Annotated in this window: 21 protein-coding genes and 1 pseudogene; 11 read left to right on the top strand and 11 right to left on the bottom strand. The window is 62.3% G+C overall.

Annotated features, from left to right (window positions below; genetic code table 11):
• Positions 1-42 precede the first annotated feature (42 nt).
• The 4 genes from G1E_RS05710 to G1E_RS05695 all read left to right on the top strand — a co-directional run bounded on the left by G1E_RS05710 (position 43) and on the right by G1E_RS05695 (position 3,498).
• Positions 43-531, top strand: coding sequence for a DUF3015 domain-containing protein (locus tag G1E_RS05710; RefSeq protein ID WP_009686097.1), 489 nt, complete (start codon positions 43-45; stop codon positions 529-531).
• A gap of 69 nt (positions 532-600) precedes the next feature.
• Positions 601-2,454, top strand: a complete 1,854-nt coding sequence (locus G1E_RS05705) for a DUF4105 domain-containing protein (RefSeq protein WP_009686096.1) — start codon at positions 601-603, stop codon at positions 2,452-2,454.
• A 121-nt stretch (positions 2,455-2,575) separates the two neighbouring features.
• Positions 2,576-2,932, top strand: coding sequence for a hypothetical protein (locus tag G1E_RS05700; RefSeq protein WP_009686095.1), 357 nt, complete (start codon positions 2,576-2,578; stop codon positions 2,930-2,932).
• A 68-nt stretch (positions 2,933-3,000) separates the two neighbouring features.
• Positions 3,001-3,498, top strand: coding sequence for a GreA/GreB family elongation factor (locus G1E_RS05695; protein WP_009686094.1), 498 nt, complete (start codon positions 3,001-3,003; stop codon positions 3,496-3,498).
• Between the two features lie 49 nt (positions 3,499-3,547).
• Here the strand turns inward: G1E_RS05695 and gdhA are convergent, their stop codons facing one another.
• The 3 genes from gdhA to G1E_RS05680 all read right to left on the bottom strand — a co-directional run bounded on the left by gdhA (position 3,548) and on the right by G1E_RS05680 (position 7,422).
• Entirely contained in the window at positions 3,548-4,888 is a 1,341-nt protein-coding gene (gene gdhA, locus G1E_RS05690) for an NADP-specific glutamate dehydrogenase (protein WP_009686093.1), read from the bottom strand.
• Positions 4,889-5,118: 230 nt separating this feature from the next.
• Complete coding sequence (ettA, locus tag G1E_RS05685) at positions 5,119-6,786, bottom strand: energy-dependent translational throttle protein EttA (RefSeq protein WP_009686092.1); 1,668 nt, start codon at positions 6,784-6,786, stop codon at positions 5,119-5,121.
• 237 nt (positions 6,787-7,023) lie between these two features.
• On the bottom strand, positions 7,024-7,422 hold the full coding sequence (locus G1E_RS05680; protein ID WP_029884888.1) for a hypothetical protein: 399 nt from the start codon (positions 7,420-7,422) through the stop codon (positions 7,024-7,026).
• Between the two features lie 248 nt (positions 7,423-7,670).
• Between G1E_RS05680 and G1E_RS05675 the strand changes: the two genes are divergently transcribed.
• The 3 genes from G1E_RS05675 (at position 7,671) to G1E_RS05665 (ending at position 14,400) form a co-directional block, all read left to right on the top strand.
• Positions 7,671-11,501, top strand: a complete 3,831-nt coding sequence (locus G1E_RS05675; RefSeq protein WP_047149689.1) for a bifunctional diguanylate cyclase/phosphodiesterase — start codon at positions 7,671-7,673, stop codon at positions 11,499-11,501.
• A gap of 369 nt (positions 11,502-11,870) precedes the next feature.
• Positions 11,871-13,124 (top strand): serine hydroxymethyltransferase, encoded by a 1,254-nt coding sequence (glyA, locus tag G1E_RS05670; protein WP_009686086.1) that lies wholly within the window; start codon positions 11,871-11,873, stop codon positions 13,122-13,124.
• Positions 13,125-13,443: 319 nt separating this feature from the next.
• Positions 13,444-14,400, top strand: coding sequence for an arsenic resistance protein (locus tag G1E_RS05665; protein ID WP_009686085.1), 957 nt, complete (start codon positions 13,444-13,446; stop codon positions 14,398-14,400).
• Positions 14,401-14,406: 6 nt separating this feature from the next.
• Here G1E_RS05665 and G1E_RS05660 read toward each other — a convergent pair whose 3' ends face one another.
• Both G1E_RS05660 and G1E_RS05655 read right to left on the bottom strand, forming a co-directional pair.
• On the bottom strand, positions 14,407-16,380 hold the full coding sequence (locus G1E_RS05660) for a choline BCCT transporter BetT (RefSeq protein WP_009686084.1): 1,974 nt from the start codon (positions 16,378-16,380) through the stop codon (positions 14,407-14,409).
• Between the two features lie 164 nt (positions 16,381-16,544).
• Positions 16,545-17,429: a homocysteine S-methyltransferase family protein gene (locus G1E_RS05655; protein WP_175442619.1), complete on the bottom strand. Its 885-nt coding sequence runs from the start codon at positions 17,427-17,429 to the stop codon at positions 16,545-16,547.
• A gap of 118 nt (positions 17,430-17,547) precedes the next feature.
• Here G1E_RS05655 and G1E_RS05650 point away from each other — a divergent pair, with 118 nt between their 5' ends.
• The gene (locus G1E_RS05650; RefSeq protein WP_009686082.1) at positions 17,548-18,369 is read left to right on the top strand and encodes an ABC transporter substrate-binding protein; all 822 of its coding nucleotides are present in this window, start codon (positions 17,548-17,550) and stop codon (positions 18,367-18,369) included.
• On the top strand, positions 18,366-19,187 hold the full coding sequence (locus G1E_RS05645; protein WP_009686081.1) for an amino acid ABC transporter permease: 822 nt from the start codon (positions 18,366-18,368) through the stop codon (positions 19,185-19,187). Before G1E_RS05650 ends, G1E_RS05645 begins: the two co-directional genes overlap by 4 nt.
• Before the next feature lie 118 nt (positions 19,188-19,305).
• Here the strand turns inward: G1E_RS05645 and G1E_RS05640 are convergent, their stop codons facing one another.
• Both G1E_RS05640 and G1E_RS05635 read right to left on the bottom strand, forming a co-directional pair.
• Complete coding sequence (locus G1E_RS05640; RefSeq protein WP_009686080.1) at positions 19,306-19,443, bottom strand: CsbD family protein; 138 nt, start codon at positions 19,441-19,443, stop codon at positions 19,306-19,308.
• Between the two features lie 77 nt (positions 19,444-19,520).
• Complete coding sequence (locus G1E_RS05635) at positions 19,521-20,507, bottom strand: hypothetical protein (protein WP_009686079.1); 987 nt, start codon at positions 20,505-20,507, stop codon at positions 19,521-19,523.
• 204 nt (positions 20,508-20,711) lie between these two features.
• On the opposite strand from G1E_RS05635, the gene G1E_RS05630 reads away from it, so the two are divergent.
• Both G1E_RS05630 and G1E_RS05625 read left to right on the top strand, forming a co-directional pair.
• A complete protein-coding gene (locus tag G1E_RS05630) occupies positions 20,712-22,187 on the top strand; it encodes a PAS domain S-box protein (RefSeq protein ID WP_009686078.1) in 1,476 nt (491 codons plus the stop codon).
• Positions 22,188-22,425: 238 nt separating this feature from the next.
• The gene (locus G1E_RS05625) at positions 22,426-23,811 is read left to right on the top strand and encodes a GntP family permease (RefSeq protein ID WP_009686077.1); all 1,386 of its coding nucleotides are present in this window, start codon (positions 22,426-22,428) and stop codon (positions 23,809-23,811) included.
• Positions 23,812-23,858: 47 nt separating this feature from the next.
• Here G1E_RS05625 and G1E_RS05620 read toward each other — a convergent pair whose 3' ends face one another.
• From G1E_RS05620 to G1E_RS28600, 4 genes and pseudogenes are all read right to left on the bottom strand, one after another.
• Positions 23,859-24,557 (bottom strand): hypothetical protein, encoded by a 699-nt coding sequence (locus G1E_RS05620; RefSeq protein WP_009686076.1) that lies wholly within the window; start codon positions 24,555-24,557, stop codon positions 23,859-23,861.
• A gap of 350 nt (positions 24,558-24,907) precedes the next feature.
• Positions 24,908-25,363: a GFA family protein gene (locus G1E_RS05615; RefSeq protein ID WP_009686074.1), complete on the bottom strand. Its 456-nt coding sequence runs from the start codon at positions 25,361-25,363 to the stop codon at positions 24,908-24,910.
• 112 nt (positions 25,364-25,475) lie between these two features.
• Positions 25,476-25,835 (bottom strand): hypothetical protein, encoded by a 360-nt coding sequence (locus G1E_RS05610; RefSeq protein ID WP_009686073.1) that lies wholly within the window; start codon positions 25,833-25,835, stop codon positions 25,476-25,478.
• A 117-nt stretch (positions 25,836-25,952) separates the two neighbouring features.
• Positions 25,953-26,640: pseudogene (locus G1E_RS28600) on the bottom strand (tyrosine-type recombinase/integrase); the annotation flags it as partial.
• Positions 26,641-26,774 lie beyond the last annotated feature (134 nt).

Here is a 26,774-nt window from a genome sequence, read left to right as displayed (position 1 = left end):
CAGAAAACACTGACCCTTGGTTATGACAAAGAGAAAAAAGCTATGAAACGGATTCTTCTGGGTACTCTGTTCACCGTGGTCTCGCTCAACGCCATGGCAGAAGCGCCAGGCGGCCCGAACTGCGGCTGGGGCAACATGCTGTTCGAGGGCCAGCGCGGCACGCCGGCTCACTTCCTGGCTTCCACCACCAACGGCACCTCTGGTAACGCCACCTTCGGTATGACCTCCGGCACCAACGGCTGCTCGACCAAGGCTTCGCTGACCTACGGCGGCAAGTCCTGGTTCGCCATGAACGGCATGATGAACGAGCTTTCCGAAGACATGGCCATGGGCCAAGGTGAAGCACTGACCACCTATGCCGTGGTACTCGGCGTGGCCCCGGAAGACCGTGGCTACTTCAACTCGGTCACCCACCAGCACTTCAACCAGATCTTCAGCAGCGCCGACGTCACCGCTGAAACTGTCCACAGCAACACCCTCGCTGTACTGAAGGGCGACCCACGCCTGGCCAAATACGCTACCGAGGCCTAAGCTGCAGCTCCCGCCCCTTCGGGGGCGGGTTTCGCCTTTTTCGGCATCGTTCAGAAGTAGTTGCCCGATATGCTCAAACGCTTCGCTGCCCTCGCGCTGTGTGTCTGCGCCCCTGTTCACGCCGCCCCTGTGCTGGATCAAGGCCGCCTCCAGCAACTGGCCAATACCCCCTACTGGATTGCCTTGGGCCATTACGAAACCGCCAAGCTCGGCGGCTGGCGCAGCTATGTGGACGATGACGCGTTCTTCCTGGCCAAAGACGGTGCGCACCACCCCGACCAGGAGCTGCAAGCCACGGTGCAAGCCCTGTACGCACCGGCCAGCCTCGGCGACAAACATGCCCAGTGCGTATTCCCCGCACGCACCCGCTGGCTGCGTGAGCAGCTGAATTTGCAAGGCTTGCCACAACCGGACTGCCAGGCGTTCAACACCTGGTACAAATCGGTCGACCCGCACAGCGCCGCGCTGATTTTCCCGGCGGCCTACCTGAACAGCCCCTCGTCGATGTTCGGCCACACCCTGCTGCGCATCGACCAGTCCACTACCCGCAGCGACGACACCACGCTGCTGAGCTACGCGATCAACTTCGGCGCCTACATCGAAGGCAGCGACAACAGCATCCTGTATGCCTGGAAAGGCCTGATGGGCGGCTACCCGGGGCTGTTCGCGCTGATGCCCTACCAAGAGAAGCTCTCCGAATACCGCAGCCTGGAAAACCGCGACCTGTGGGAATACCAGCTGGACCTGACCCCACAGGAAACCGGGCGCATGGTCGAGCATGTGTGGGAACTGAAGCAGATCCAGTTCGATTACTTCTTCTTCGACGAAAACTGCTCGTACCGCCTGCTGGAACTGCTACAGGTGGCCCGCCCAAGCCTGGACCTGACATCGCAGTTTCCGCTGACCGCGATCCCCACCGACACGGTCAAGGCCGTGAAACAGTCCGGCCTGGTCGCCAGCGAAACTTACCGCCCTTCGCGCGAACGTGAGCTGCTGGCCCGCGCCGAGCCGCTGGACCACAACGAAAAGCAACAGGTGCTGGCGGTCAGCGCCGACACCGCGCAACTGCAGAGCCCTGCGTTCAAGGCGCTGCCCCGCGAGCGCCAGGCGCTGGTGCAGGACGCCGCCTATCGCCTCGAGCGCTACCGTGCCAACGGTCAGGAACGTGACCCGGGCCAAGCTAAGCGCAGCTTCGAACTGCTGCGGGCGATCAACGGCAACCCGCCCCCGCCGCTGCGGGTAGAGCGCCCCGGCCTGCCCGAAGACGGCCATGATTCACGTACCTGGCAACTGGGGGTGGGCACCCGCGAAGACCGTGCCTACGCCGAGTATGGCCTGCGCATGGCCTACCACGACCTGAACGACAACGCCTATGGCTTCCCGCTGGGCGCCCAGATCGAAATCCTGCAATTGAAGGTGCGCCAGTACGAAGGCAACGACTGGCAGGTACAACGCCTGGACTTGGCCACCATCCGCTCGCTGACCCCACGCAACGCCTTGCTCAAGCCTTGGTCATGGCAAGTGGCTGGCGGCCTGGAGCGGGTACCCGGCAAGCATGATGACGAGGTGCTGGTAAGCCATGTGAATGGTGGCGCCGGCGGCACCTGGCAACTGGCCGATGGCTTGCTCGGTTTTGCCCTGGGCACGGTGCGGGTCGAACACCACAACGACTTCGCCGAATTCATTGCCCCGGCCGCGGGGTTCAATGGCGGGCTGCTGTGGCGCAACGGGCTGGGCAACATGACCCTGGAGGCCAAAGGTGATTACTTCACCAATGGCGAAGTACGTCGCAGCCTGAGCCTGAACCAGCAATGGGAAATCAGCCAGAACCTGGGGGTGAGGTTGAGTGCTTCGCGTGAGTTCAGCCACCTGGCCACTGCGCAGAATGAGGTGATGCTGGAGCTGAAGTGGTACCACTACTGAAGATTGCGGGTTGCCTGCACAGGCAACAGTGTGGCCCGACCAACTCTTTGACACTGTTTTGACACCAACCCGACAAATCGCCACCTAGACTTGCCCCTATCGACGGGAGGGTCAGGTGGTTATGTCGCGGTACTGGTTCGGCGTGTGCATTGCGTTGTTGCTGTCAGGTTGTGAAACCACCCACGAGCAAATGCTCGCCAACGGCTATCCCCCTGCCTATGCCGATGGCTTTCAGGACGGTTGCAGCAGTGGCCACCAGGCCGCCGGCACCATGGCCGGCGACTTTCGCAAGGACGTACCCCGCTACCTGCACGAGCGCCAGTACGAAACCGGCTGGGACGATGGCTTTCGCCAGTGCCAGGCCATGCAGAACACTGAAGAGCAGCGCCAGTACCACGAGCGCTTCTGGGACCAGCGCGACCGCGAGTGGCAGCAGGAAAAGGACCGTGGCGCCGCCAAGGCCTATCGCCACGACTGAGGTCGTTAACGGACATTTCTTTAAACCTGCGGCCTGCCATGATGGTCTTCTGCACAAGGAGGCCTTGCATGAGCCGAGCATTCGTCAATGAGGACCAGGCCGCCGCCCAGGCCGATCAACCGGTAGAGCGGCGCGTCAGTGAGCAACCCAACTATGTGACCGCCAGCGGCCTGCGCCAGTTGCAGGAACGTGTGGCCGAGTTGAATGCCTTGCGCAGCGACCTGCAGGCGCAGGGCGAGCGTGTGGACAAGCAGCGGCTGGCCGATACCGAGCGCGACCTGCGTTACTTCAGCGCGCGGGTGCAGAGCGCCCAGGTGGTACCGCCCGCGACGTCGCACAGCAAGGTGCAGATTGGCAGCCGGGTACGCTTTGTCGACGCGCAAGACCAGGCGCATGAGGTACGGCTGGTGGGCGAGGATGAGGCGGATGCCGGGCGCGGCCTGATCAACTGGGGGTCGCCGTTGGGGCGGGCTTTGCTGGGGGCGGGGCCGGGAGATGAGGTGGTGTGGCAGCGGCCGGTTGGGGAATTGGTGATCGAGGTGACTGACGTGATCGCTGAAGGGTGAGGTGCCTTGTATCGCGACGGGCCGCAAAGCGGCCCCCTGCGATCCCGGATCAAACCACGCCCTGAGCCAACATCGCATCTGCCACTTTGACAAAGCCGGCGATGTTCGCACCTTTCACGTAATTGACCCGGCCATCCGCCTCTTCACCATAATGCACGCAAGCATGGTGGATCGATTGCATGATGTTGTGCAGCTTGCTGTCCACTTCGCCGGCAGTCCACAGCAGGCGCATGGCATTCTGCGACATTTCCAGGCCAGACACGGCCACACCGCCGGCGTTGGATGCTTTGCCCGGGGCATAGAGGATGCCGGCTTCCAGGAAGATATCCACCGCTTCCAGGGTGGTCGGCATGTTGGCGCCTTCGGCCACGCAGATACAGCCGTTGGCCAGCAAGGTACGGGCGTCTTCGGCGCCCAGTTCATTCTGCGTGGCGCATGGCAAGGCGATGTCGCATGCCAGGCTCCAAGGGGTCTGGCCCTTGCGGAACTCCAGGCCGAACTGCTCGGCCAGCTCGCTGATACGGCCCCGCTTGACGTTCTTCAGCGCCATCAGTGCTTCCCACTGGGCATCGGTCAGGCCGGCTTCGGCATACAGCGTGCCTTCGGAGTCCGACATGGAGATCACTTTGCCGCCCAGGTCCATGACCTTGCGCGCGGCATACTGGGCAACGTTGCCCGAGCCCGACACCGCCACGCGACGGCCGTCGATGCGCTTGTCCTGGCGCTTGAGCATTTCCTCGGCGAAATACACACAACCGTAGCCGGTGGCTTCGGGGCGAATCAGGCTGCCACCGTAGGTCATCCCCTTGCCGGTCAGTACCGATGTGAACTGGTTGGCAAGCCGCTTGTACTGGCCAAACATGAAGCCGATTTCGCGGGTACCCACGCCGATGTCACCGGCCGGCACGTCGCAGTCGGCGCCGATGTGGCGGTACAGCTCGCTCATGAACGCCTGGCAGAAGCGCATCACTTCGGCGTCGCTCTTGCCTTTGGGGTCGAAGTCCGACCCGCCCTTGCCACCGCCCATGGGCAGCGAAGTCAGGGAGTTCTTGAAGACCTGCTCGAAGGCCAGGAATTTCAGCACGCTGAGGTTGACCGAGGGGTGGAAGCGCAAGCCGCCCTTGTACGGGCCGATGGCGCTGCTCATCTGGATACGGTAGCCGCGGTTGACCTGCACTTTGCCCTGGTCATCGACCCACGACACGCGAAACAGCACCGCACGCTCCGGCTCGACCATACGCTCCAGAATGCCGGACTGCAGGTAATGAGGGTTGGCCTCAAGGAAAGGCCATAGCGTGCGCAGCACTTCTTCCACTGCCTGGTGGAACTCGGGCTGGCCTGGGTCTCGCTGTTGCAGGCGCAGGAGGAAACTGTCGACAGATTCGATCATGGTAGACATCTCACCGAAGATTTTGGACTTATTGGTTTTTCGGGAATGTACCAAGAAGCAATCGCACCAGAACAGGGCGACATGTCGTTTTTTTGAATTTATTTGGTGCTTTTTATATAAGTGTATACAAAAAAAGCCGCAATACTGACCTTCAAACAGCTAGGCCCGTAAACGTCAGGCACAAAAATGGGGCCACCAAGGGCCCCATTCCTGTGCATCAAGACACTGGCTTATTGGGCCAGTTTCTTGTGCCGTACCCGGTGCGGCTGGGCAGCAGCGTCACCCAGACGCTTTTTGCGGTCGGCTTCGTACTCGGTGTAGTTACCCTCGAAGAACACCACGTTCGAGTCGTCTTCGTACGCCAGGATGTGGGTCGCCACACGGTCCAGGAACCAACGGTCGTGGGAAATCACGATCGCGGCGCCCGGGAAGTCCAGCAGGGCTTCTTCCAGCGAACGCAGGGTTTCCACGTCCAGGTCGTTGGACGGTTCGTCGAGCAGCAGGACGTTACCGCCCTCCTTCAGCGTCAACGCCAGGTGCAGGCGACCCCGCTCACCACCGGACAGGTCCTTGACGAACTTCTGCTGGTCGCCGCCTTTGAAGTTGAAACGGCCAACGTAAGTGCGCGACGGGATCTCGTAGTTGCCGATCTTGATCATGTCGGAACCGTCGGACACCTGCTGGAACACGGTCTTGCTGCCGTCCAGGTCTTCGCGGCTTTGGTCGACGCAAGCCAGTTGCACGGTTTCGCCGATTTCGATGCTGCCCGAATCCGGCTGTTCCTTGCCCATCAGCATGCGGAACAGGGTGGACTTACCAGCACCGTTACCACCGATCACGCCGACGATCGCGCCTTTTGGCATGGCGAACGATAGGTTGTCGATCAGTACGCGGTCGCCATAGCCCTTGGTGACGTTCTTGAACTCGATGACCTTGTCACCCAGGCGTGGGCCGGCCGGGATGTAGATCTCGTTGGTTTCGCTACGCTTCTGGAATTCCTGCGACTGCATTTCTTCGAAGCGCTGCAGGCGGGCCTTGGACTTGGACTGGCGGGCCTTGGCGCCTTTGCGCACCCATTCCAGTTCCTCTTTCATGGCCTTTTCATGGGCGCTTTGCTGCTTGGACTCCTGCGCCAGGCGCTCGGACTTGGCTTCCAGCCAGCCCGAGTAGTTGCCTTCGTACGGGATGCCGGCGCCACGGTCCAGTTCCAGGATCCAGCCAGCGACGTTGTCGAGGAAGTAACGGTCGTGGGTAATCGCCACCACCGTGCCCGGGAAGTCGTGCAGGAAGCGCTCCAGCCAGGCCACCGAGTCGGCGTCCAGGTGGTTGGTTGGTTCGTCGAGCAGCAGCATGTCTGGGGCCGACAGCAGCAGGCGGCAAAGGGCCACACGGCGCTTCTCACCACCGGACAGGTGCTCGATGCGGGCGTCCCAGGCCGGCAGCCGCAGGGCGTCGGCAGCGACGTCCAGCTGGCGCTCCAGGTTGTGGCCATCGGCGGCCTGCAGGATGGCTTCCAACTTGGCCTGTTCGGCGGCCAGCTTGTCGAAGTCGGCATCTGGTTCGGCGTAGGCAGCGTACACCTCGTCCAGGCGGGCCTGGGCGTCCTTGATCACGCTGACCGCTTCTTCGACCACTTCGCGGACCGTCTTGCTCGGGTCCAGTTGCGGTTCCTGGGGCAGGTAGCCCACGTTGATGTCGGGCATCGGACGGGCTTCGCCGTCGAATTCCTTGTCGACGCCCGCCATGATCCGCAGCAGGGTCGACTTACCGGCGCCGTTCAGGCCGAGCACGCCAATCTTGGCGCCTGGGAAGAATGACAGGGAAATGTTCTTGAGAATTTCCCGCTTCGGCGGCACGACCTTGCTCAGCCGATGCATGGTGTAGACGTATTGAGCCAAAACCAAGCCCTCTAATCAGGTAAGTAAAGACATCGACGATCGCCCTGGCGCGCTGACCAGGGAGATGTGTGTTTGGGTGTAATTGAACAAAGGCGACCATTCTACGCCATCGCACGGCGTTTCATAGGCGGGGCGATGGTGGGCAGGGAACGGTGTGATCTATGGGGAAATGTGTTGCCTGTGGCGGCCCCTTCACGACTTTAGCCGCGAAAGGGGCGGCACAGCTGCCGAGATGGCTCAGACGTGACGCTGCCGGGCCTTGCCACGCGGCAACCGGCAACGGTCACCCTGCTCGGCCAGGCGCGCGGCCCAGGCAGACTTCACGCTGAAGCCACTGCTGCGGGCAGGCTGCTGCTCGGCAACATTCGCGGGTTTGGCGGCCGCAGGGGCAGTGCTGACCACCTTGGCTGCAGGCTTGTGGGCCGCAGCCACTGCCGGCGCTGCCGCCTTGGCGGTCTTGCGCAGTTCAGCCAGCGACGGGGCCTTGGGCTTGGCCGAACTGGCCGCTTCAGGTTTGCTCAGCGAACGCTGGCAAGACTTGCAGGATACGTCCTCGGTCACGGCAGTGCTGACAAGGGTCTGACTGCTACGCCCACAGGCGGAATCGAGGCCATTGGAGGAAAAGTGAGTAACCAAAAGCGAACATCTCCGATGCGTTGTCATGTAAAGCGGGCGGCATTCTCGCACAGGTTGCAGGGGCTTGCCGAACCGGCGGGCAGTCGCCATCGGTCCAGATGGCTGGCACTTTGCCATAATCGTAGGCATGCTAGCCGGTTTCGGGTGTCCGGCCTTATAGTGCGCCACCACGGTGTGACTGCCGGACATCGGTACATGCCGTGCACGTTTCGTCCCTGCCATCGCCAGCCCAATCGCAGGATCAGCGCTTGATCAATCTTACTCACCCGTCGTCACTGCGTTCCGCGCCTGAAGCATCCGCCTCTACCCTGCGCGGGTCGATCAAGGGCACGTTGGCGCTGCTGGCCCTGATCCTGCTGGGCCTGCTGCTGTGGCAACTGTTCGCCCAGTTCAACCACACCCAGGCCGACCTGCGCGCGCAGAGCCTGGATGCCAGCGTGGAAATGGCCGACCACCTGAACCTGAACATGGCGTTCAAGGCCCAGCAGGCGCTGAATGTGGTACAGCCCTACATCAACCCGCCGACGCCCGCAGCCATGCCCAGCCTGGTGGATACCCTGCGCCAGCGCCTGCCCGACCTGCAAAGCCTGGCCTGGCTGGACAGCACCGGGCAGTTGCGCGCCGACAGCCTGGCCGGCAGCCCGGACCGGCAGTGGCTGGACGAGTTGCTGGCGCTGAACCAGGGGCGTGCGTACTTCTTCACCAATTCGCCCGACAACCACACGCTGTACATGCTGCTGCGCCAGGCCACCGAGCAGGAACGCGGCTACTGGCTGCTGCGCCTGTCGCCAGACTACTACCGCGAGCTCACCCTGCACCTGGACACCGGCACCCACCCGTTATGGCTGCTGGAAAACAGCCGCACCGGCGAAGTGCTGCAGCGCCATGCCCCCACCGCTACCAGCGATGACCCGCTGCAAAGCGTGATGCTGGCCTTCATCGACAACAGCACCTGGCAACTGCGCGGCCTGTTCGACGCCAAGCTGATGCAACAGAAGCTGCTGCCGGCGCTGATCGGCAAATGCCTGCTGGTGCTGTTTTGCGCCCTGCTGCCGGTGCTGGCCCTGATCAACATGCGCCGACGCCAGCGTGCGCTGCAGGAAGACCGCCGGCGCTACCAGGAAATTTTCGAAGGCACCGGCGTGGCCCTGTGCGTGCTCGACTTGTCGAGCCTGCCGGGCCAGCTGGACCGCTACCACCTGCGCAACCGCGCCGCACTCAAGCACAGCCTGGCCCTGGATCCAGGCCTGCGCCGGTCCCTGCTGCTGGAACTGAAGATCACCGAAGTCAACCAGGTGGCCCGCCAGTTACTGAACATCGACTGCCATGAAGGCGCCTGGCAGCGGTTGATCGACGGCACCGGCGATGGCCGCGACAGCATCGGCATGCAACTGATCGACGCGCTGATCGAACAGCGCCAGGTGCTGGAGCTGGAAGTACGCCTGCCGTCACCGCTGGGTGGCGAGTTGCACCTGTGGTTGATGGCGCGCCTGCCGCAACAACGGCGTGACTACCAGGCGGTGATCCTGAGCATCAGCGACATCACCAGCCGCAAGCAGGTCGAACTGTCGCTGCTGGAGCGCGAAAGCTTCTGGTCCGACGTGGTGCGCACCGTACCCGACCAGCTGTACGTGCAGGATGTGCTCAGCCAGCGGATGATCTTCAGCAACCGCCACCTCGGCCAGACACTGGGCTACGACCGTACCGAGCTGGCACACATGGGCGAGCGCTTCTGGGAACTGCTGCTGCACCCCGAAGACGCCGCGCACTACCAGGCCTTGCGCCAGCAACAGCGGAACAATGGCCACGACCAGCAATTGCACTGTCAGTTGCGCTTCCGCCACCGGGACGGCAGTTGGCGCTGCTACGACATCCGTGAGCAGGTACTGACCCGCAACGCCGAAGGCCTGGTAACGCGCATCATCGGCGTTGGCAAGGATGTCACCGTACAGATCGAGGCCAGCCAGTCGCTGCGTGACAGCGAGCAGCGCTACCGCATGCTGGCCGAAAGCATCAGCGACGTGATCTTCTCCACCGACAGCCTGCTCCAGCTCAACTACGTCAGCCCGTCGGTGCAGAGCGTGCTGGGCTACCAGGCCGAGTGGATCTTCACCAACGGCTGGCAGTCGATCATCGCCAACCCGGCCCAGCTCACCGGCATCTACAGCCTGATGGAGCGGGTCAGCAAGGCCATGGGCGACGCCGAGCAGTTGGCCCAGCTGCGCAGCCAGCTGCCGACCCAGCTGTTCCTGTTCGACTGCCTGCGCGCCGATGGCCGCAAGATCCCGATCGAACTGCGCCTGGTGCTGGTGTGGGACGACGACCAGCGCTTCGAAGGTGTGCTGGGGGTCGGCCGCGACATCAGCCAGCAGCGCCGCGCAGAAAAAGACCTGCGCATGGCCGCGACGGTATTCGAGCACTCGACCTCGGCGATTCTCATCACCGACCCGGCCGGCTATATCGTCCAGGCCAACGAAGCGTTCAGCCGGGTCAGCGGCTACGCCGTCAGCGACGTGCTCGACCAGTTGCCCAGCATGCTCACGGTCGACGAACAGCAGGAAAGCCACCTGCGCTACGTGGTCAAGCAACTGCACCAGCGCGGCAGCTGGGAGGGCGAGGTGTGGCTCAAGCGCCGTGACGGCGACCACTACCCGGCCTGGGTCGGCATCACCGCAGTGCTGGACGATGAGGGCGACCTGGCCAGCTACGTGTGCTTCTTTACCGACATCAGCGAGCGCAAGGCCAGCGAGCAACGCATTCACCGCCTGGCCTACTACGACGCCCTCACCCACCTGCCCAACCGCACGCTGTTCCAGGACCGTTTGTACAACGCCCTGCAACAGGCCGAGCGGCAAAAGGCCTGGGTGGTGCTGATGTTCCTCGACCTCGACCGCTTCAAGCCGATCAACGACTCGCTTGGCCATGCCGCCGGCGACCGCATGCTCAAGGACATGGCCTTGCGCCTGCTGGCCTGCGTGGACGACGACGACACCGTGGCGCGCATGGGCGGCGACGAATTCACCTTGCTGCTGCAACCGCGCGCGACCCGGGAAATGGCCTTGAACCGTGCCATCCATGTGGCCGAGAACATCCTTGCCAGCCTGGTGCGGCCGTTCGTGCTGGAAAACCGCGAGTTCTTCGTCACCGCCAGTATCGGCATCGCCCTCAGCCCGCAGGATGGCAGCGAGCTGAGCCAGCTGATGAAAAACGCCGACACCGCCATGTACCACGCCAAGGAACGCGGCAAGAACAACTTCCAGTTCTACCAGGCCGAGATGAACGCCAGCGCCCTGGAGCGCCTGGAGCTGGAAAGCGACTTGCGCCACGCCATGGAGCAGAACGAGTTCATCCTGTACTACCAGCCGCAGTTCAGTGGCGATGGCAAACGCCTGACCGGTGCCGAGGCGCTGCTGCGCTGGCGGCACCCGACCCGCGGCCTGGTGCCGCCCGGCGACTTCATCCCGGTGATCGAGGAACTGGGCCTGGTGGTGGATGTGGGCGACTGGGTGCTGCGCGAGGCCAGCCGCCAGCTCAAGGCCTGGCACAAGGCCAAGGTGCGGGTGCCCAAGGTCTCGGTGAACATCTCGGCGCGGCAGTTCTCCGATGGCCAGCTGGGCACCCGGATTGCCACCATCCTCGAGGAATGCGGGCTACCGCCGGCGTGCCTGGAACTGGAACTGACCGAGAGTATCCTGATGCGTGAGGTGAACGAGGCGCTGCAGATACTGGCCAGCCTGAAGAACCTTGGCCTGAGCATTGCGGTGGATGACTTCGGCACCGGCTACTCGTCGCTGAACTACCTCAAGCAGTTCCCTATCGACGTGCTGAAGATCGACCGAACCTTCGTCGACGGCCTGCCCGAAGGCGAGCAGGACGCGCAGATTGCCAGGGCGATCATCGCCATGGCCCACAGCCTGAACCTGGCGGTCATCGCCGAGGGCGTGGAAACCCACGAGCAGCTGGAGTTCCTGCGCGAGCACGGGTGCGACGAAGTGCAGGGCTACCTGTTCGGGCGCCCGATGCCGGCGCATCAGTTCGAGGCACAGTTCGCCAACGAGACGTTGTTCATGTTCCATTGACGCTGCCTGCACTGGCCTCATCGCAACTATTGATTCAGGAGGACCTTGTGGGAGCGGGCGTGCCCGCGAACACCGGCGTAGCCGGTGCCAGCCACCGCGCCGGGTTCTTCGCGGGCGGGCCCGCTCCCACACCGACCGCACCAACTTCCAGCCATGTGCCAACCTGTGGGAGCCGGCTTGCCGGCGATGGGGCGCAAAGCCCCCCAGAAACCGGACTTCAAAGTCAACTCCAACCCCCGCTCAGCCCAGACACGGCGCGGGATGCAACATGAGACCCATTGGTCCGCGACTTGACGCCACTTCATATGCCAGCCGCGAATCAATCGGTTAGAATGCCCCCCCAAACTACCCCGATCCTTGAGGACCGCCATGTTCAGCCGTGATTTGACCATTGCCAAGTACGACGCCGAGCTCTTCGAAGCCATGCAGCAAGAAGCCCTGCGCCAGGAAGAGCATATCGAGCTGATCGCCTCGGAAAACTACACCAGCCCGGCTGTCATGGAAGCCCAGGGCTCGGTGCTGACCAACAAGTACGCCGAAGGCTACCCGGGCAAGCGCTACTACGGTGGTTGCGAGTACGTCGACGTCGTCGAGCAACTGGCCATCGACCGTGCCAAAGAGCTGTTCGGTGCCGATTACGCCAACGTTCAGCCGCACGCTGGCTCCCAGGCCAACGCTGCTGTCTACCTGGCCCTGCTGTCGGCCGGTGACACCATCCTGGGCATGAGCCTGGCCCACGGTGGCCACCTGACCCACGGTGCTTCGGTAAGCTCCTCGGGCAAACTGTACAACGCCATCCAGTACGGCATCGACGGCAACGGCCTGATCGACTACGACGAAGTTGAGCGCCTGGCTGTCGAGCACAAGCCGAAGATGATCGTTGCCGGCTTCTCCGCCTACTCGCAAGTGCTGGACTTCGCCCGCTTCCGTGCCATCGCCGACAAGGTGGGTGCCTACCTGTTCGTCGACATGGCTCACGTTGCCGGCCTGGTTGCCGCTGGCGTGTACCCGAACCCGGTACCGTTCGCCGACGTGGTCACCACCACCACGCACAAGACCCTGCGCGGCCCACGCGGCGGCCTGATCCTGGCGCGCAAGAACGAAGAAATCGAGAAGAAGCTGAACTCCGCCGTGTTCCCTGGCGCCCAGGGCGGCCCGCTGGAGCACGTCATCGCCGCCAAGGCCATCTGCTTCAAGGAAGCCCTGCAGCCTGAGTTCAAGGCTTACCAGCAGCAGGTCGTGAAAAACGCCCAGGCCATGGCCGAAGTGTTCATCGAGCGTGGTTTCGACGTGGTGTCCGGCGGTACCCAGAACCACCTGTTCCTGCTGTCGCTGATCAAGCAGGAAATCTCCGGTAAAGATGCGGACGCTGCCCTGGGCAAAGCCTACATCACCGTCAACAAGAACTCGGTACCCAACGACCCACGTTCGCCGTTCGTCACCTCGGGCCTGCGTTTCGGCACCCCAGCCGTCACCACCCGTGGCTTCAAGGAAGCCGAGTGCAAGGAACTGGCTGGCTGGATCTGCGACATCCTGGCTGACCTGAACAACGAAGCGGTGATCGATGCCGTGCGTGAAAAGGTCAAGGCCATCTGCAAGAAGCTGCCGGTTTACGGCAACTAATCGCTGCTCGCCAGAGGAAAACCCGGCTCGAGGCCTAATGCCAGTCAGTTAAGTAATTAAGGGCCGCTTTGCGACCCTTCGCGGGCACGCCCGCTCCCACAAGGGATCGCGCATTTCTTGAGTTCAGCGCCAAACGTGTGGGAGCGGGCGTGCCCGCGAAGGGCTGCAAAGCAGCCCCAGTAACGCTTAACTGACAGGCATTAGGCTCAATGCCGGGTTTTTTTGCGCGCCGGATTTACATATGACTTGCGGCGCAGCACGTTCGCGCTTCGCCGCATTGCAAGACCGGCGCTGCCATTTTTTTTCAGCAGGTAGCGCCTTGACCAGAGACCAACTCGAAACCCGGCAAACGCTCATCTACTTCGCCACCGTGCTGGCGGCCTGCGTTTTCGGCCTTTTCGCCGGTGCGGGTGCTTCAGTGCTAGAAGTGCTGATCACACCCGCCATCGCCGTGCTGATGTACGCCATGTTCTTGCAGATACCCTTTCTGGACCTGCGCGCGAGCCTGGCCAATCGACGCTTCATGGTTGCCTTGCTGCTGGCCAATTTCGTGCTGGTGCCCTTGCTGGTGTGGGGCCTGACGCGCGGGCTGACGGGCCAGCCGGCCTTGCTGGCAGGCGCCCTGCTGGTACTGCTGGCACCTTGCATCGACTATGTGGTGGTGTTCACACACATGGGCAAAGGCGATGCGCGGCTCATGCTGGCCGCCACCCCCGTGCTGTTGCTGCTGCAACTGCTGCTGTTGCCGTTTTACCTGGCGCTCATGCTCGACGATGGCCAGCCGTTGAACCTGGCGATAGGGCCCTTCGTGCAGGCGTTCATGGCGATGATCGTCGTGCCGTTGGCCTTGGCCGTGTGGACCAGTGCCCTGGTCGGCAAGTGGCGGGGGGTGAGCCGGTGGAACGATGCCTGGGCCTGGATGCCCGTACCGGCGATGGCACTGGTGCTGTTCGTGGTGATCGCTTCACAGATCCGGATCGTGTTGCACGACCTGCCGCAACTGCTGCCCGTAGTGCCGGTTTACCTGGGCTTTGCGCTGGTGGCACCGGCCATCGGCTGGGCAACAGCGAGGCTGCTGGGCTTGCCGGCACAGCAGAAGCGCGCCGTGATGTTCAGTGCGGCGACGCGCAACTCGCTGGTGGTGTTGCCGCTGGCGCTCGCCTTGCCAGAGCAGTGGCGCACGCTGGCGGCAGCGGCGGTGATTACCCAGACATTGGTCGAGCTGGTCTGCGAGCTGGTCTACGTGCGGGCGATTCCGGCGATCGCCCGCACGTAAACGGCATCAGCTCACCACGTGCAGGTAATGCAGGTGGCGCTCGTACTGGTCGAGGATGTCGCCGATCACATCCTCACGGCTCCAGCCCATCACATCGTAGTCCTGCCCGCCTTCGCGCAGGTACACCTCTGCCCGGAAGTATTTGCGCGCATCGCTGTTGTCATCGGCGTCGCGCATGACGAAGCTCGGCGTATTGAATGCCCGGGGGCGTACCTCGTACTTGAAGCGCCCTTCACCGGCATGGGAAAGCTCGAGCGTGATGCGGCCGTCGTCACGCTCGTCCACGGTCACCTCATAGCCCTGTTTGCGCAGTTCCTGGGCCACTTCTTCGCATGCGGGCTTGACCACGTCGGCGATGAAGCGGGTAACGTGCGCCCTGCGCGGCATCATGGCGATGTTGCGCAAGCGGCGCTGCCAGCCGCCGTGGTTCTGACGGCCCTGCCGCTGACCTGGCAGTGCCTGGGTGCGCAGCCCACGCCGTGTGGCGTCCAGCCCCAGGGCCTTGAACAAACCCCAGATGGAAAACAGCAGGATGATCGCGAACGGCAAGGCGCTGGCAATGGTGGCCGCCTGCAATGCTTTCAGGCCGTTGGCCAGCAGCAGGGCAATGGCCACCGCGCCCATGGTGACCGACCAGAACACGCGCTGCCAGAGCGGTGAATGGCCCCTGCCGGAAGACGCCAGCATATCCACGACAAGCGCACCCGAGTCGGCCGAGGTAACGAAGAACACGACCACCATCAGCACTGCCAGCATCGAGATGGCCGTAGACCAAGGGAAGTGTTCGAGGAACGCGAACAAGGCCAGCGAGCTGTCCTGATCCACCACCGTGGCCAGGTCCTTGACACCGCCGTGCAGGATCATATGGATGGCCGAGTCGCCAAACACGGTCATCCACAGCAACGTGAAGCCGGCCGGGACGAACAGCACGCCACACACGAACTCGCGAATGGTGCGCCCACGGGAAATGCGCGCAATGAACAGCCCCACGAAGGGCGACCAGGACAACCACCAGCCCCAGTAGAGCAAGGTCCAGCCGCCAATCCAGTCGGTAGGTTCGTAGGCAAACAGGTTGAACGTCTTGTTGACGATATCGGACAGGTAGGCCCCTGTGTTCTGCACATAGGCCTGCAGCAGGAATACCGTAGGGCCTACCGCCAGCACGAAAAGCATCAGGACCACCGCGAGGCCCAGGTTGAGCTCCGACAGGATACGGATGCCCTTGTCCAGGCCGCTGGCCACCGACAGCGTGGCCAATGCACAGGTAACGGCAATCAGAATGACCTGCACCGAGGTGCTGATCGGAAGGCCGAACAACTGGTTCAGCCCACTGTTGATCTGCAGCACACCGTAGCCCAGCGAGGTGGCGACGCCAAATACCGTGCCCAGGATGGCGAAGATGTCCACTGCATGGCCGATAGGGCCGTAGATACGCTCGCCGATCAAGGGGTACAGCGCCGAGCGCAGGGTAAGCGGCAGACCGTTGCGGAAACTGAAGTAGGCCAGGATCAACGCCACGATGGCGTAGATCGCCCAGGCATGCAGCCCCCAGTGGAAAAAGGTGATGTTCATGGCTTCGCGGGCGGCGGCCACCGTGTTGGGGTCACCCACGGGCGGGTTGATGAAGTGCATCACCGGTTCGGCCACACCGAAGAACATCAGGCCGATGCCCATGCCGGCAGAGAACAGCATGGCGAACCAGCTTTTGTTGGGGTAGTCGGGCTCGCTATGGTCCGGGCCCAGCTTGATGTCGCCGTAGCGGCTTACGGCCAGGAAGACGACGCTGATCAGCACCAGTGCGACGGTGAGGATGTAGAACCAGGCTGCATTGGTGACGATCCATTGTTGAACCTGCTCGAAGACGCTTTGGGCATGCGCCTGGAACATTGTGGCGTACAACACCAGTAACAGCACCAGTACTGCACTGGTGAAAAAGACAGGTGGGTTGATGGTGCTCCTGCGTTTCTGGTTTTCAGGCATAGGCGTTACTCCTTCGGGCGTTCAGCGCTGCGCTCCATCACTGGGCAGTCCGAACACGACTGCCCGTGGCGCATGATGCATGGAAGATGCTGAAACCTTACCGTCAGTTCCAGCAATTCCAAAACTTAGCCGCTTCGCTTGCCGTACAGAAGCCTTTGAACCTGTCAGCCGAGGTTACGCTTCAGCTCGGCAATGTGCTCGGGGCCGATGCCGCAGCAGCCGCCCACCATGCTGGCGCCGCGTTCACGCCAGTCCTTGGCCCAGGCAAGGTAGCCCGGTGGGTCCAGGTCTTCACGCAGCTCGTCCAGCCCATCGTTGGCGGTAGCCTCTTTGGGCTGCGGGGGGAAGGCGTTGGCGTAGGCACCGATGGCCACCCCTGCCCCTTGCTTGTCGATAACGGCACGGGCGACGTCAATGGCCGCGCCGATTACTTCCGGCTGGCTGCAGTTGAACAGCACCGCTGCGGCGCCCAGCCCGACTACCGCTTGCACGGCATCAGCCACCGGCTCACCGGAACGCAGGCGCGGCACCGTATCCACGTCCTCGTCCTGCAAAGTGAACGACACCCAGAACGGGCGGCCGTCTTCGGGCAGGTGCGCATGGATGGCACGTACTTCGGCGATGGCGCTCTGGGTTTCGGCCAGCCACAGGTCAACGTGCGGCGCCAGGCCGGCGAGCAGCGGCTTGAGGACTTCTTCGACCCGCTCAGGTTGGAACAGGTCAGGGCGGTAAGAGCCGAACAGCGGTGGCAGCGAACCCGCTACCTTGACCGGGTGTGCAGCATTATCGGCGGCATGACGCGCCAGCTGGCCGGCGGTATTGGCCAGTTGCTGGCCTTCTGTAGCAAAACGTTGCTCGCCAATGTGGAACGGCACGACCGCATAGCTGTTGCTGGTAATGACCTGGGCACCCGCGGCAATGAACGCCGCATGTACACCTACCACGGCCTCGGGCGCCTCGGTCAGCGCCAGCGCCGACCATTCGGGCTGGCGAAACGGTGCGCCGCTGCGCTGCAGTTCACGGCCCATGCCCCCGTCGAGAATAACCATCGCGCGCTGTGTCATATAACTACTCTGAAGGTGGTTATGAATAAAATTCATTATGAGAGAAAGGTTTATAACTATTAAATACACTTTCTCTTTTTTGGCAAACTTTTCAGGTATGTACATGCGCTTTTCTACTGTGCTCGGCGCGGGCCTCGTGTTGCTCGCCACTGCGTCCCAGGCCCTGGCAGGCACCACGCTGGAGCGGGTTGAATCGCGCAAGGAAATGGTCAACGTGTTGATGGAGAGCTACCCGCCGTTCTCCTTCCTCAATGATCAGAACCAACTCGACGGCTTCGACGTGGATGTGGCCAAGGCTGTGGCCGACAAGCTTGGCGTGAAGCTGCGCCTGGAAACCCCGTCGTGGGACGTGATCGCCGCCGGCCGCTGGAGCGGCCGCTACGACATCTGCATCTGCTCGATGACGCCCAGCAAGGCGCGCGCCGAAGTGTTCGACTTCCCGGTGGAGTACTACGCATCGCCGGCAGTGATCGTGGTCAATGCCAAGGATGAGCGCATTCATGGGGCCAAGGACCTGGATGGGCGCAAGGTAGGCTTGACCAGCGCCTCCAGCTACGAGAGCTACCTGAACAAGAACCTGGTGATCGAAGGCAAGGAAGACCAGAAGATCGACTACCCCTTCGACTTTGTGCAAATTGCGCCTTACGACACCGACAACGTCGCTTTCCAGGACCTGGGCCTGGGCGCGGGCGTGCGTCTGGATGCCATTCTTACCAACCTGGTGACCGCGCAGCCGCGCCTGACCCAGGACAAGCGCTTCAAGCTGGCCGGTGCCCCACTGTATGAAGAGCCCAACTCGGTGGCCATCGAGAAAGGCGACCCTGAATGGGATGCCAAGGTGCGCCAGGTGTTTGCCGAACTGAAAGCCGATGGCACGCTGGCCAAGCTGTCGCAGAAATGGATTGGCGCCGACATCAGCAAATGAGCACCTTCCCTTCTTCCCCCAAGCCCGCGGCCAAAGCCACGGGCGCCAGCCTGTTCGGCTTTCGCACCCGGCTGCTGCTGACCTGGCTGGCGCTGTTCGGTCTGTTCGTGGCGTTCTTCCTCAGCTTCGACCTGAAGTTTGCGATCATTGTGGAGAAGTTCCCCAACCTCGCCGGCTTCAAACTGGGCCCTAACGGCTTTTTGCAAGGCGCAGCGCTGACCCTGTTCCTGTGCCTGTGCTCGATGGTGGTCTCGGTGCTGCTGGGCTTTGCCGCAGCCCTGGCGCGCTTGTCCGGCAGTGCGGTGCTGGTCGGTATCGCCAGTTTCTACACGTCGTTCTTCCGCGGTACGCCGCTGCTTATCCAGATTCTGCTGATTTACCTGGGCCTGCCACAGGTCGGCCTGGTGCCCGGCGCAATCAGCGCAGGCATCATTGCGTTGTCGCTGAACTACGGCGCGTACCTCAGTGAAATCTTCCGCGCCGGCATTCTCGGCGTGGCGCGCGGCCAGCGCGAAGCGGCGCTGGCGCTGGGCATGCGCCCGCCGCAGACGTTCTGCTACATCGTGCTGCCCCAGGCCATGCGGGTGATCATTCCGCCCACGGCCAACCAGTTCATCTCGATGCTGAAGGATTCATCGCTGATTTCGGTGATGGGGGTGTGGGAAGTGATGTTCCTGGCCCAGTCGTACGGGCGCTCCAGCTACCGTTACCTGGAAATGCTGACTACCGCGGCAATCATCTACTGGGTACTGTCGATTCTGCTGGAGCTGTTGCAAGCGCGCCTGGAACGGCACTTCGGCAAGGCGTACCAGCGCTGAGCAGTGCCTGGGCGCAGCGGGCACATGCAAGAACGGTCGCCCGAAGGCGACCGCTGGTGGGTGGGGCGACAGTCGGCTAGTCCTTGCTGACGGCGTCCTTCACATCGCCCACCACTTGTTAGGCTTCACCCTTTTTCTCCTGCACCTTGCCCTTTACCTCCAGCTCGGTATTGCCAGTCGCTTTACCGACGGCTTGCTTGACCTTGCCAACCACTTCGTTGGCCATGCCTTTGACTTTGTCAGACGTGCTGCTCATGGTTTTTTCTCCTTCAACGACATCCGTACATGTGGGTTGGGGTTACACCAGTGAAACGGGCAGACCTGGGCGGGTGATCACACATTCACGACCCGGGTCTTGCGTGACGACAGGGCGAAGCGGCCTGCCACAACGCTCAAGGCAGCGCCAAGCAGCAGGGTTACCAGCGTGCCCCAGGCGGCTTTGGACACATTGCTGGCCGCTACCTGGGCAGCTTCACGCGCCTGTTGCTCTGCCTGGTCTTTCAGCACCTGCACCTGCTCGGCGGCTTGCTGGTAGGCACGGGCATAGTTATCCACGATCTGCTGGGCCTCCTGCTGGCTCTTGCCCGTGCGCGCCGCCACGATGTTGACCAGGGCCTGCTTGTCTGCCGCGCTCAGCGCAGGCTCACCGGCCTTGCGTACCCGGTCGAACCATTGCTTGAGCTGGTCAACGGCCTGGGTCGGGTCCTCGGCGGCAATACGGCCCGCCGACTCACCCTGCGCCTGCGCCTGATCGGCCTGCTGCTCCAGGTTCGACGGGTTCAGTTCGGCCTTGCCGGACTGCTGCAGGGTCTTGTTCAGCTCCGCTTCCAGGCTGTCCCAGTCGAGCGAAATGCCCTGCTTACCCAGGCGCTCTTTGATGCCTTGGCCGACTGCCGGTGCGGCCGCAGCCACACCATCCGCGGCAAGCGACAGGCCTTTACCGGCAATATTGCCGGCAGTGCCGACCACGCCCCCGGCCAGCGAAGCCAGCAGCCAGGTCGCCAGCAATGTGGTCACCGTCCAGCTCAACAGGCCATGCAGGCCACCGCGGCCCGGCGCCGTGCGGCCGGCAACCCAGGCACCGGCGGCGACCGAAACCAGGGTGCTGACGAACAACCACACCCCCGCACCTGTGCCAAAGCCACGCAGCGGGTTGCCATCGGCCATCGCGTCAACGGCTCCGGCCCCGATGGCGGTGCCCAGCACACTGAGTACCAGGTAGGTAGCCAAGGCAATGGCCCCCCCGGCGAAAACTGCACTCCACGACACCCGCAGCGGGCTCACGGCATTTGCCGGGGTGCTTACATAGGCTTCAGTCATCTATGCATCCTCGTCAATGGGAACTGGCTGCACCGGCCACGGGTGCCTGATGCAACGTCATGGCCAGTTTGCGGGTCCCATGCAAGGGTGTATTGATGCATCTGCCCCACCCGCACTAGTGCATTGGCACCAATCTGCCGGTGCCTGCTGCGTTTATGCTCAACGCCAGTCACCACACCAGCCATTACCGACCGGGGGACGCCCATGAGCGACGCCGTGCTTGCCCGTGAAACCAACCGCCGCCAGCTGCAGCAGATAATTGCCGGGCTTTCGGATGGCGTGATGCTGCTGGAAGTGGACCAGACGATCATCTGGGCCAACGAAGCCGCCCTGCGCATGCACGGGGTCGACAGCCTGGAACAGCTGGGCGGGGACGCCGAGGGTTATCGCCAGCGCTTTGCCCTGCGCTACCGCAACAACCATCCACTTGAAGCCGACCAGTACCCCATTGCCCGCGTGGCGGCGGGGCAAGTGTTCAGCGATGTCGTGGTCGAGGTTTCGCCGGTTGGCGATGAGGAGGCGCGCAGCCGGGTACACCGGGTGCGCAGCATGGTGCTGGAAGACAGCAAGGGCGAGGCCGAATCGTTGGTGCTGATACTGGCCGACGCTACCGAGTGGGCCAGCGCAGAGCAGCGCTTTGAAAAAACCTTCAACGCCAACCCTGCCCCCGCCGTTATCTGCCGCCTCAGCGACTTGCGCTTCATCAAGGTGAACCAGGGCTTTCTGGAAATGACCGGGCATGTGCGGGAAAACGTCATTGGCCGCTCGGTGTATGAAGTGGACGTGCTGGAAAACGCCGAGCGCAAGGAGTTGGCGATCGAGCGCCTGATAGAAGGCGCGACCATCCCGCAGATGCAGGCCGAGCTGCGCTTGCCAGAAGGCGGCACCAAGCTGGTGATCGTGGCCGGGCAGCCGCTGGACATGCACGAAGAGGATTGCATGCTGTTTTCGTTCACCGACCTGGAGCCCCGGCGCAAGGCGGAGAACGCCCTGCGCCAGAGCGAAGAGCGCTTTGCCAAGGCGTTTCGCCTGAGCCCGGTGCCGACCTTGCTGTGCAGCGCCGACAAGCAGCAACTGATCGATGCCAACGAAGCGTTCCTCGACAGCCTGGGCTACACCGCCCAGGAGCTGATCGGGAAAACCGTGGCCGAAATCGACTTCTTCGCCGACCGCGGGGTGGCAGCGCAGGTGTTCGATGCGCTGGAAAAGAGCGGGCGTATCGAGGCGCTGGATGTGAAGCTGCGCAAGAAAGGTGACGACCCGCTCGACTGCATGCTGCAAGCCGACACCGTGAGCCTGCTGGACACCCCGTGCTACCTGCTGGTGCTGATGGACATCACCGAGCGCAAGCGCTCGGAGCTGGAACTGGTCGAGGCGATCGAGACCGTCATGCAGGATGCATCGTGGTTCAGCCAGACCTTGATCGAGAAGCTGGCCAATGCCAAACGTATTAACACCGGCCGGTTGCCCGATGCCTCGTTCACCGACCTTACCCGCCGCGAGCGGGATGTGCTGGCGCTTATCTGCGAAGGGCTGGCCGACAAGGAGATTGCGGCGCGCCTGAACCTGGCGCTGAACACGGTGCGCAACCACGTGGCAACGGTTTATTCCAAGCTCGATGTGCACAGCCGCAGTGAAGCGATCGTGTGGGCGCGGGAACGGCGTTTGTTCAGTACCTAATGGGTTGTTCGCGGCTGGGCCTGGCGCTGCCGCTGCCAGGGCCTACCCTTGACAGTATCCCGGTTGACCGCAAATACTCTGGGCAGATTCATATAGATGACCAAATAACAAGGTGAATCGTTCCATGACCGCACTCCCCGTCCCGATGCCTTTGCATGCTGGCCAGCCCGCACATTTGATTGCCCTGCCTGCACCTTCTGTTCGCCGCTGACGCGCCTGCCCAACCGAGACTCCTTGCATGACTCCCTTAGATATTCAGCTGTTGCTGACCGCCCTGGTCAGTGTTCTGGTGCTGGTGGCGCTGATCGTATCGCGCCTGAAGATGCACCCGCTTCTGGCCCTGCTGGTGGTGTCCATTGGCGTGGGCTTCGCGACCCATATGCAACCCGGCAGTATCGTTTCGCACCTGCTCACCGGTGCCGGCAAGACACTGGGTGCGGTCGGGGTGGTGATTGCCCTTGGCGCCATGCTGGGCAAGATCCTGGCGGATGCTGGCGTTACCGAACAGGTCGCCGATGTGATCCTCAAACGCACCCCCGACCGCCTGATCCCCTGGGCGATGATGCTGGTGGCCTTCGTCATCGGCATCCCGATGTTCTTCGAGGTGGGCCTGGTGATCATGCTGCCGTTGATTTTCAGCGTGGCACGCAAGCTGGAGGGCAAGGCGCGCTTCAAGGGCTCTGCCTATGTGTACGTGGGTGTGCCAGTGATTTCCGCCTTGGCGGCCATGCATGGCATGGTCCCTCCGCACCCTGGCCCACTGACCGCCATTGCCGTGCTCAAGACCTCGGTTGGGCCGACCATGCTTTACGGCTTCCTTGCCGCGATCCCTGCCATGGTCCTGGGCGGCCCGTTGTACGGCATGTTCATTTCCCGGCGCATGAGCACCCGCCCCGATCAGGCACTGCTGGACCAGTTCACCCTGGCTGAGCAGGCCGACGGCCAACCCCGCCCCGGTGTATTGATCGGCATGCTGGCCGCGCTGCTGCCGGCGATCCTGATGCTGGTGCATGCCGTTGCCGAAATGCTGCTGCCCAAGGGCAATGCGCTGCTGGAATTGGCCAGCTTCCTTGGCAACCCACTGATCGCCATGCTGCTGGGCGTGCTGTTCGCAGGCTTCAGCCTGGTACTGGCGCGCGGTGGCAACGCCGAGCAGTTGCGCGATGCGCTGGGCAAAAGCCTGAAGCCGATTGCCTCGATCATCATGATCATTGCCGGCGGCGGCGCTTTCCAGGAGATGCTGACCAGCGCCAAGGTTGGCGATGCCATCGTGCACCTGACCCAGCAATCGGCATTCCCGCCGTTGATTCTGGGGTGGCTGATCGCCATGCTGCTGTCGGTGTCTACCGGCTCGGCCACCGTTGGCATCGTCGGCGCTGCCGGCCTGCTGGCCCCCTTGGCAGGTGCCGACCCCAGCCTGAACCTGCCCTTGCTGGCCCTGTCCATCGGCTGTGGTTCGCTGTTCTTCAACTATGCCAACCATGCCGGTTTCTGGATGGTGAAAGAGTCGTTTGGCATGACCATGGGGGAAGCGACCAAGACCATCTCGGTGGTGCAGTCGATCGTGGCGGTGGTGGGGTTGATCGTGGTGTTGGTGCTGAATGCGGCGGTTGCGGTGGGCTGAGCCGGGTGAGCGGGTGAGCCAGTTATCCTGGCTCACATGCCCTGGCGTCAGTAGCCGCGCTCCCTCAGCTTTTCTGCCAAGGGCGGGTAGTAGATTTGGCCAATCTCATCCGCAGCCCACCACGCCCAGTGCAACAGGCAGAGCGTAATGCCCCCCAGCACCAGATAGCCCTCCCAGCCAATCAGCTCGGTGACCTGATGCATCAAGCCAGGCAACTGGTAATGCGCCCCGACATTGGCGTTGGCAATGGCCATCACTACCAGCCCGAATACCAGGACACCGGCCTGGTAGCGCTGCTGACGCCACACCTCCCGTTGCTGGCTCTTGCTGCGCCAGTAGTTGAACAGGAACTCATTGCCTTCACGAAGGCTGTGCTCTTTCAAGGCGCTATAGGTCACGTGATTGTGCAGCAGGGAGTAATCGCGCCGGCTCTGTAGCCAGTGCCAAGGGATGTAGGAACCAAGCATGACCGCGACCTGCGCAAGCACTGGAACGCACACCGACACGGCCAGGCAAAACACCACGACACTCACAAAGATCCGCCCGATATTCCCCCAGACCGTAGCCATGTCCCCCGAGAAATCCAGCAGAGTGGTCCCCAGGGCTGTCATGAAAGCCATATCCATGAACAGGCACACGTAGGTGAGTTTCAGGGCCCAACGCACCTCCCAGGCTTTCTCGAATACTGCCCCCGGCAGCCCGGCGATAGGGTTGGTTGTTTTCAGGCTGTCTCTGTTCTGATCCATGCAAAATCCTCGGCAGTTGGCATTGGCCAGTGAATGGTTACTGCAAAGTGCTGGCAGCGCGCCTTGCCTGATTACCATGCCCGAGAGCGGCGCAAGCGTTCCACTCAACTTGAGCCATTTGCTATTCCCTTGCGTCGCCACCTCACCCTGTAGGAGCGGCCTTGCGTCGCGATGGGCCGCAAAGCGGCCCCACTGCCAGCCTCGGACGCGCAGTTCATTACCCGCTATGGCGTCAGTCTGGTGCTGTTCGAGCTGGCCTGCACGGGCTGGGCTGTGGCGGTTTAAGACCTACACCTACCCCGTTGGCGAAAGCCAGATCCCGAAGACCCACGCGAACATGGGCGATGCCCTCAGCCCTGATCACACGCCGGGTTAGCTGCATACCGCACCCACCCCGCAACCTCCGCGCCACCCCCCACCCGATCCTTGGGATGAACACGCCCTTCACTGACCGCCACCTCTGCAAAATCGAACGGGCTCATCCCTTCGATACACGCAACGTTCACCCCATACTGGTCCGGCGAGGAACGCCGCTGGTGGAAGGTGTAGATGCCGCATTTCGAGCAGAAGTAGTGCTTGGCTTCCAGAGTGTGGAACTGATAGAGCGTCAGCGCCTCTTCACCTTGGGTGACCGTGATATCGCCCAGATTGACCGACACCGCCACCGCCCCGCGCATACGGCACAGCGAGCAGTTGCACCTGCGTGCGGTGCGCAGACCATCGGTCAACCGCAGTGAGAAACGCACGGTGCCGCAATGGCACGCTGCTTGGTAGACAGGGCGGTCATCGTTGTTTTCATCCGTCATGGCGTTTCTCCCGTTTGAAAGGCCAGCTTGCCGGACTGGCCGCAGATGCCCGAACACAGGGGCTACCGCTATCGGGCTGGCCAGTACCGCGCCCCATGCAGAAGCGGTCAGGCTAGGTATAAGAGAAAATAATCAGCGCGGTGGCCAAGAGGATGTGAATCACCAAAAGGCTCACCAACAATCGCCTCATGCTTGAGGGGAAACGTTTGACTTCATCGAAGTCAATCACCCCCCTGCGCAGGAAGATGCTAGGCATGGCCAGCACCATGGAGATCAAACCCGTACGCATAACCTTGCCCAAAAGACCTGCATGTTGAAACGTAATCTTATTACCGGTCACGAAGCTACAGCGCGTTAGCAACGACTCGTAGTATTCAGTGTATTTATGTGCGATGAAACACTGCACGACCATCGCAAGCATCATGGGTGCAAGAATCAGAATCGCAATGAGTCCAGGCTCAATTTCATTCACTCCGATACCTCGCCGTACAAAAAGTCACCAAACATTTCGCCCGCCTTGCCCCCTCCATCTCCGAGGACTTTACCGCCCACTGCTCCTCCGACGACAGCACAAGCCAGCGCACCAGGGCCGCCTGTACTGACGCCCAGAACAAAGGCACAGATACCGGTCCCTGCCATACCTCCCAGGAAGGCGAGTCAGCGAGAGTGCAGGACGATGCACGGTGCGCGGCGTTTGAATCGAGCCGGCCAGATCGAGCGCTGGGTTTTGAGTGATCTGCCGCGCCCGCTTCGCACCCCGCATGATCGTGGAGAGATAGTTCTGCACACGCAGCGCAACATCCATGGTGCCGCGACCCTTGATCCGCTGAGTGACCTCAAGCAGATCATGGGTGTCGAGTTCAGCAATAGGCCGCTGGCCAATCAGTGGAAACACATGGGTGCGTAACCTGCTCAGCTCCCGCCTAAACATTTCGAAATGCTACTCCAAGGCAACGGTTTCAAAGAGAAGGCTCGCCCGCTGGGCAGCAATCTTGGCCTTCTGCTTTTCTTCCATCGGATCAAGGTTGTCGAGCAACAGAGCCTTGGCCTCATCGCGCTTGGTCCTCGCGACGGCCAACGAAACGATGGGGTACTTGCCGATGATCAGAGTGCCTTCCTTGCCGTTGGGTTTGAAATACCGCAGCCGCCAAGTCTTCGAGCCACTGGGTGCGACTTAAAGGTACATGCCGCCCGCCGTCGAACAGTTTGTAGGCCCGATCACGCGGTTTGGCCGTGCGGCATTTGAGGTCGCTGAGCGGGATGGCTAGGCGTGCCATAGGGGCGCGTTCTCCACTCAGGAAAGACGCTGTACCCCAAAAAACACCCCCGGTTATTGGGGATTTAGTTGGTTCCCGACGGAGGGTCTTGTAGACGAAAAACCGGCCAGAAGAGTAATGCCTGTCAGTTGAGC

This window comes from Pseudomonas sp. TJI-51 (assembly GCF_000190455.2).
GTDB classification, from domain to species: Bacteria; Pseudomonadota; Gammaproteobacteria; order Pseudomonadales; family Pseudomonadaceae; genus Aquipseudomonas; species Aquipseudomonas juntendi.
This window is presented reverse-complemented; position numbering and strand designations above follow the sequence as displayed.

Coding starts and splice junctions, on each gene's coding strand:
- G1E_RS05645 (WP_009686081.1), top strand. CDS start 18,366: ATGAGCACCTTCCCTTCTTCCCCCAAGCCCGCGGCCAAAGCCACGGGC.
- G1E_RS05640 (WP_009686080.1), bottom strand. CDS start 19,443: ATGAGCAGCACGTCTGACAAAGTCAAAGGCATGGCCAACGAAGTGGTT.
- G1E_RS05700 (WP_009686095.1), top strand. CDS start 2,576: ATGTCGCGGTACTGGTTCGGCGTGTGCATTGCGTTGTTGCTGTCAGGT.
- G1E_RS05630 (WP_009686078.1), top strand. CDS start 20,712: ATGAGCGACGCCGTGCTTGCCCGTGAAACCAACCGCCGCCAGCTGCAG.
- G1E_RS05695 (WP_009686094.1), top strand. CDS start 3,001: ATGAGCCGAGCATTCGTCAATGAGGACCAGGCCGCCGCCCAGGCCGAT.
- G1E_RS05710 (WP_009686097.1), top strand. CDS start 43: ATGAAACGGATTCTTCTGGGTACTCTGTTCACCGTGGTCTCGCTCAAC.
- G1E_RS05620 (WP_009686076.1), bottom strand. CDS start 24,557: ATGGATCAGAACAGAGACAGCCTGAAAACAACCAACCCTATCGCCGGG.
- glyA (WP_009686086.1), top strand. CDS start 11,871: ATGTTCAGCCGTGATTTGACCATTGCCAAGTACGACGCCGAGCTCTTC.
- G1E_RS05625 (WP_009686077.1), top strand. CDS start 22,426: ATGACTCCCTTAGATATTCAGCTGTTGCTGACCGCCCTGGTCAGTGTT.
- G1E_RS05615 (WP_009686074.1), bottom strand. CDS start 25,363: ATGACGGATGAAAACAACGATGACCGCCCTGTCTACCAAGCAGCGTGC.
- G1E_RS05655 (WP_175442619.1), bottom strand. CDS start 17,429: ATGGTTATTCTCGACGGGGGCATGGGCCGTGAACTGCAGCGCAGCGGC.
- G1E_RS05650 (WP_009686082.1), top strand. CDS start 17,548: ATGCGCTTTTCTACTGTGCTCGGCGCGGGCCTCGTGTTGCTCGCCACT.
- G1E_RS05660 (WP_009686084.1), bottom strand. CDS start 16,380: ATGCCTGAAAACCAGAAACGCAGGAGCACCATCAACCCACCTGTCTTT.
- gdhA (WP_009686093.1), bottom strand. CDS start 4,888: ATGATCGAATCTGTCGACAGTTTCCTCCTGCGCCTGCAACAGCGAGAC.
- G1E_RS05635 (WP_009686079.1), bottom strand. CDS start 20,507: ATGACTGAAGCCTATGTAAGCACCCCGGCAAATGCCGTGAGCCCGCTG.
- G1E_RS05705 (WP_009686096.1), top strand. CDS start 601: ATGCTCAAACGCTTCGCTGCCCTCGCGCTGTGTGTCTGCGCCCCTGTT.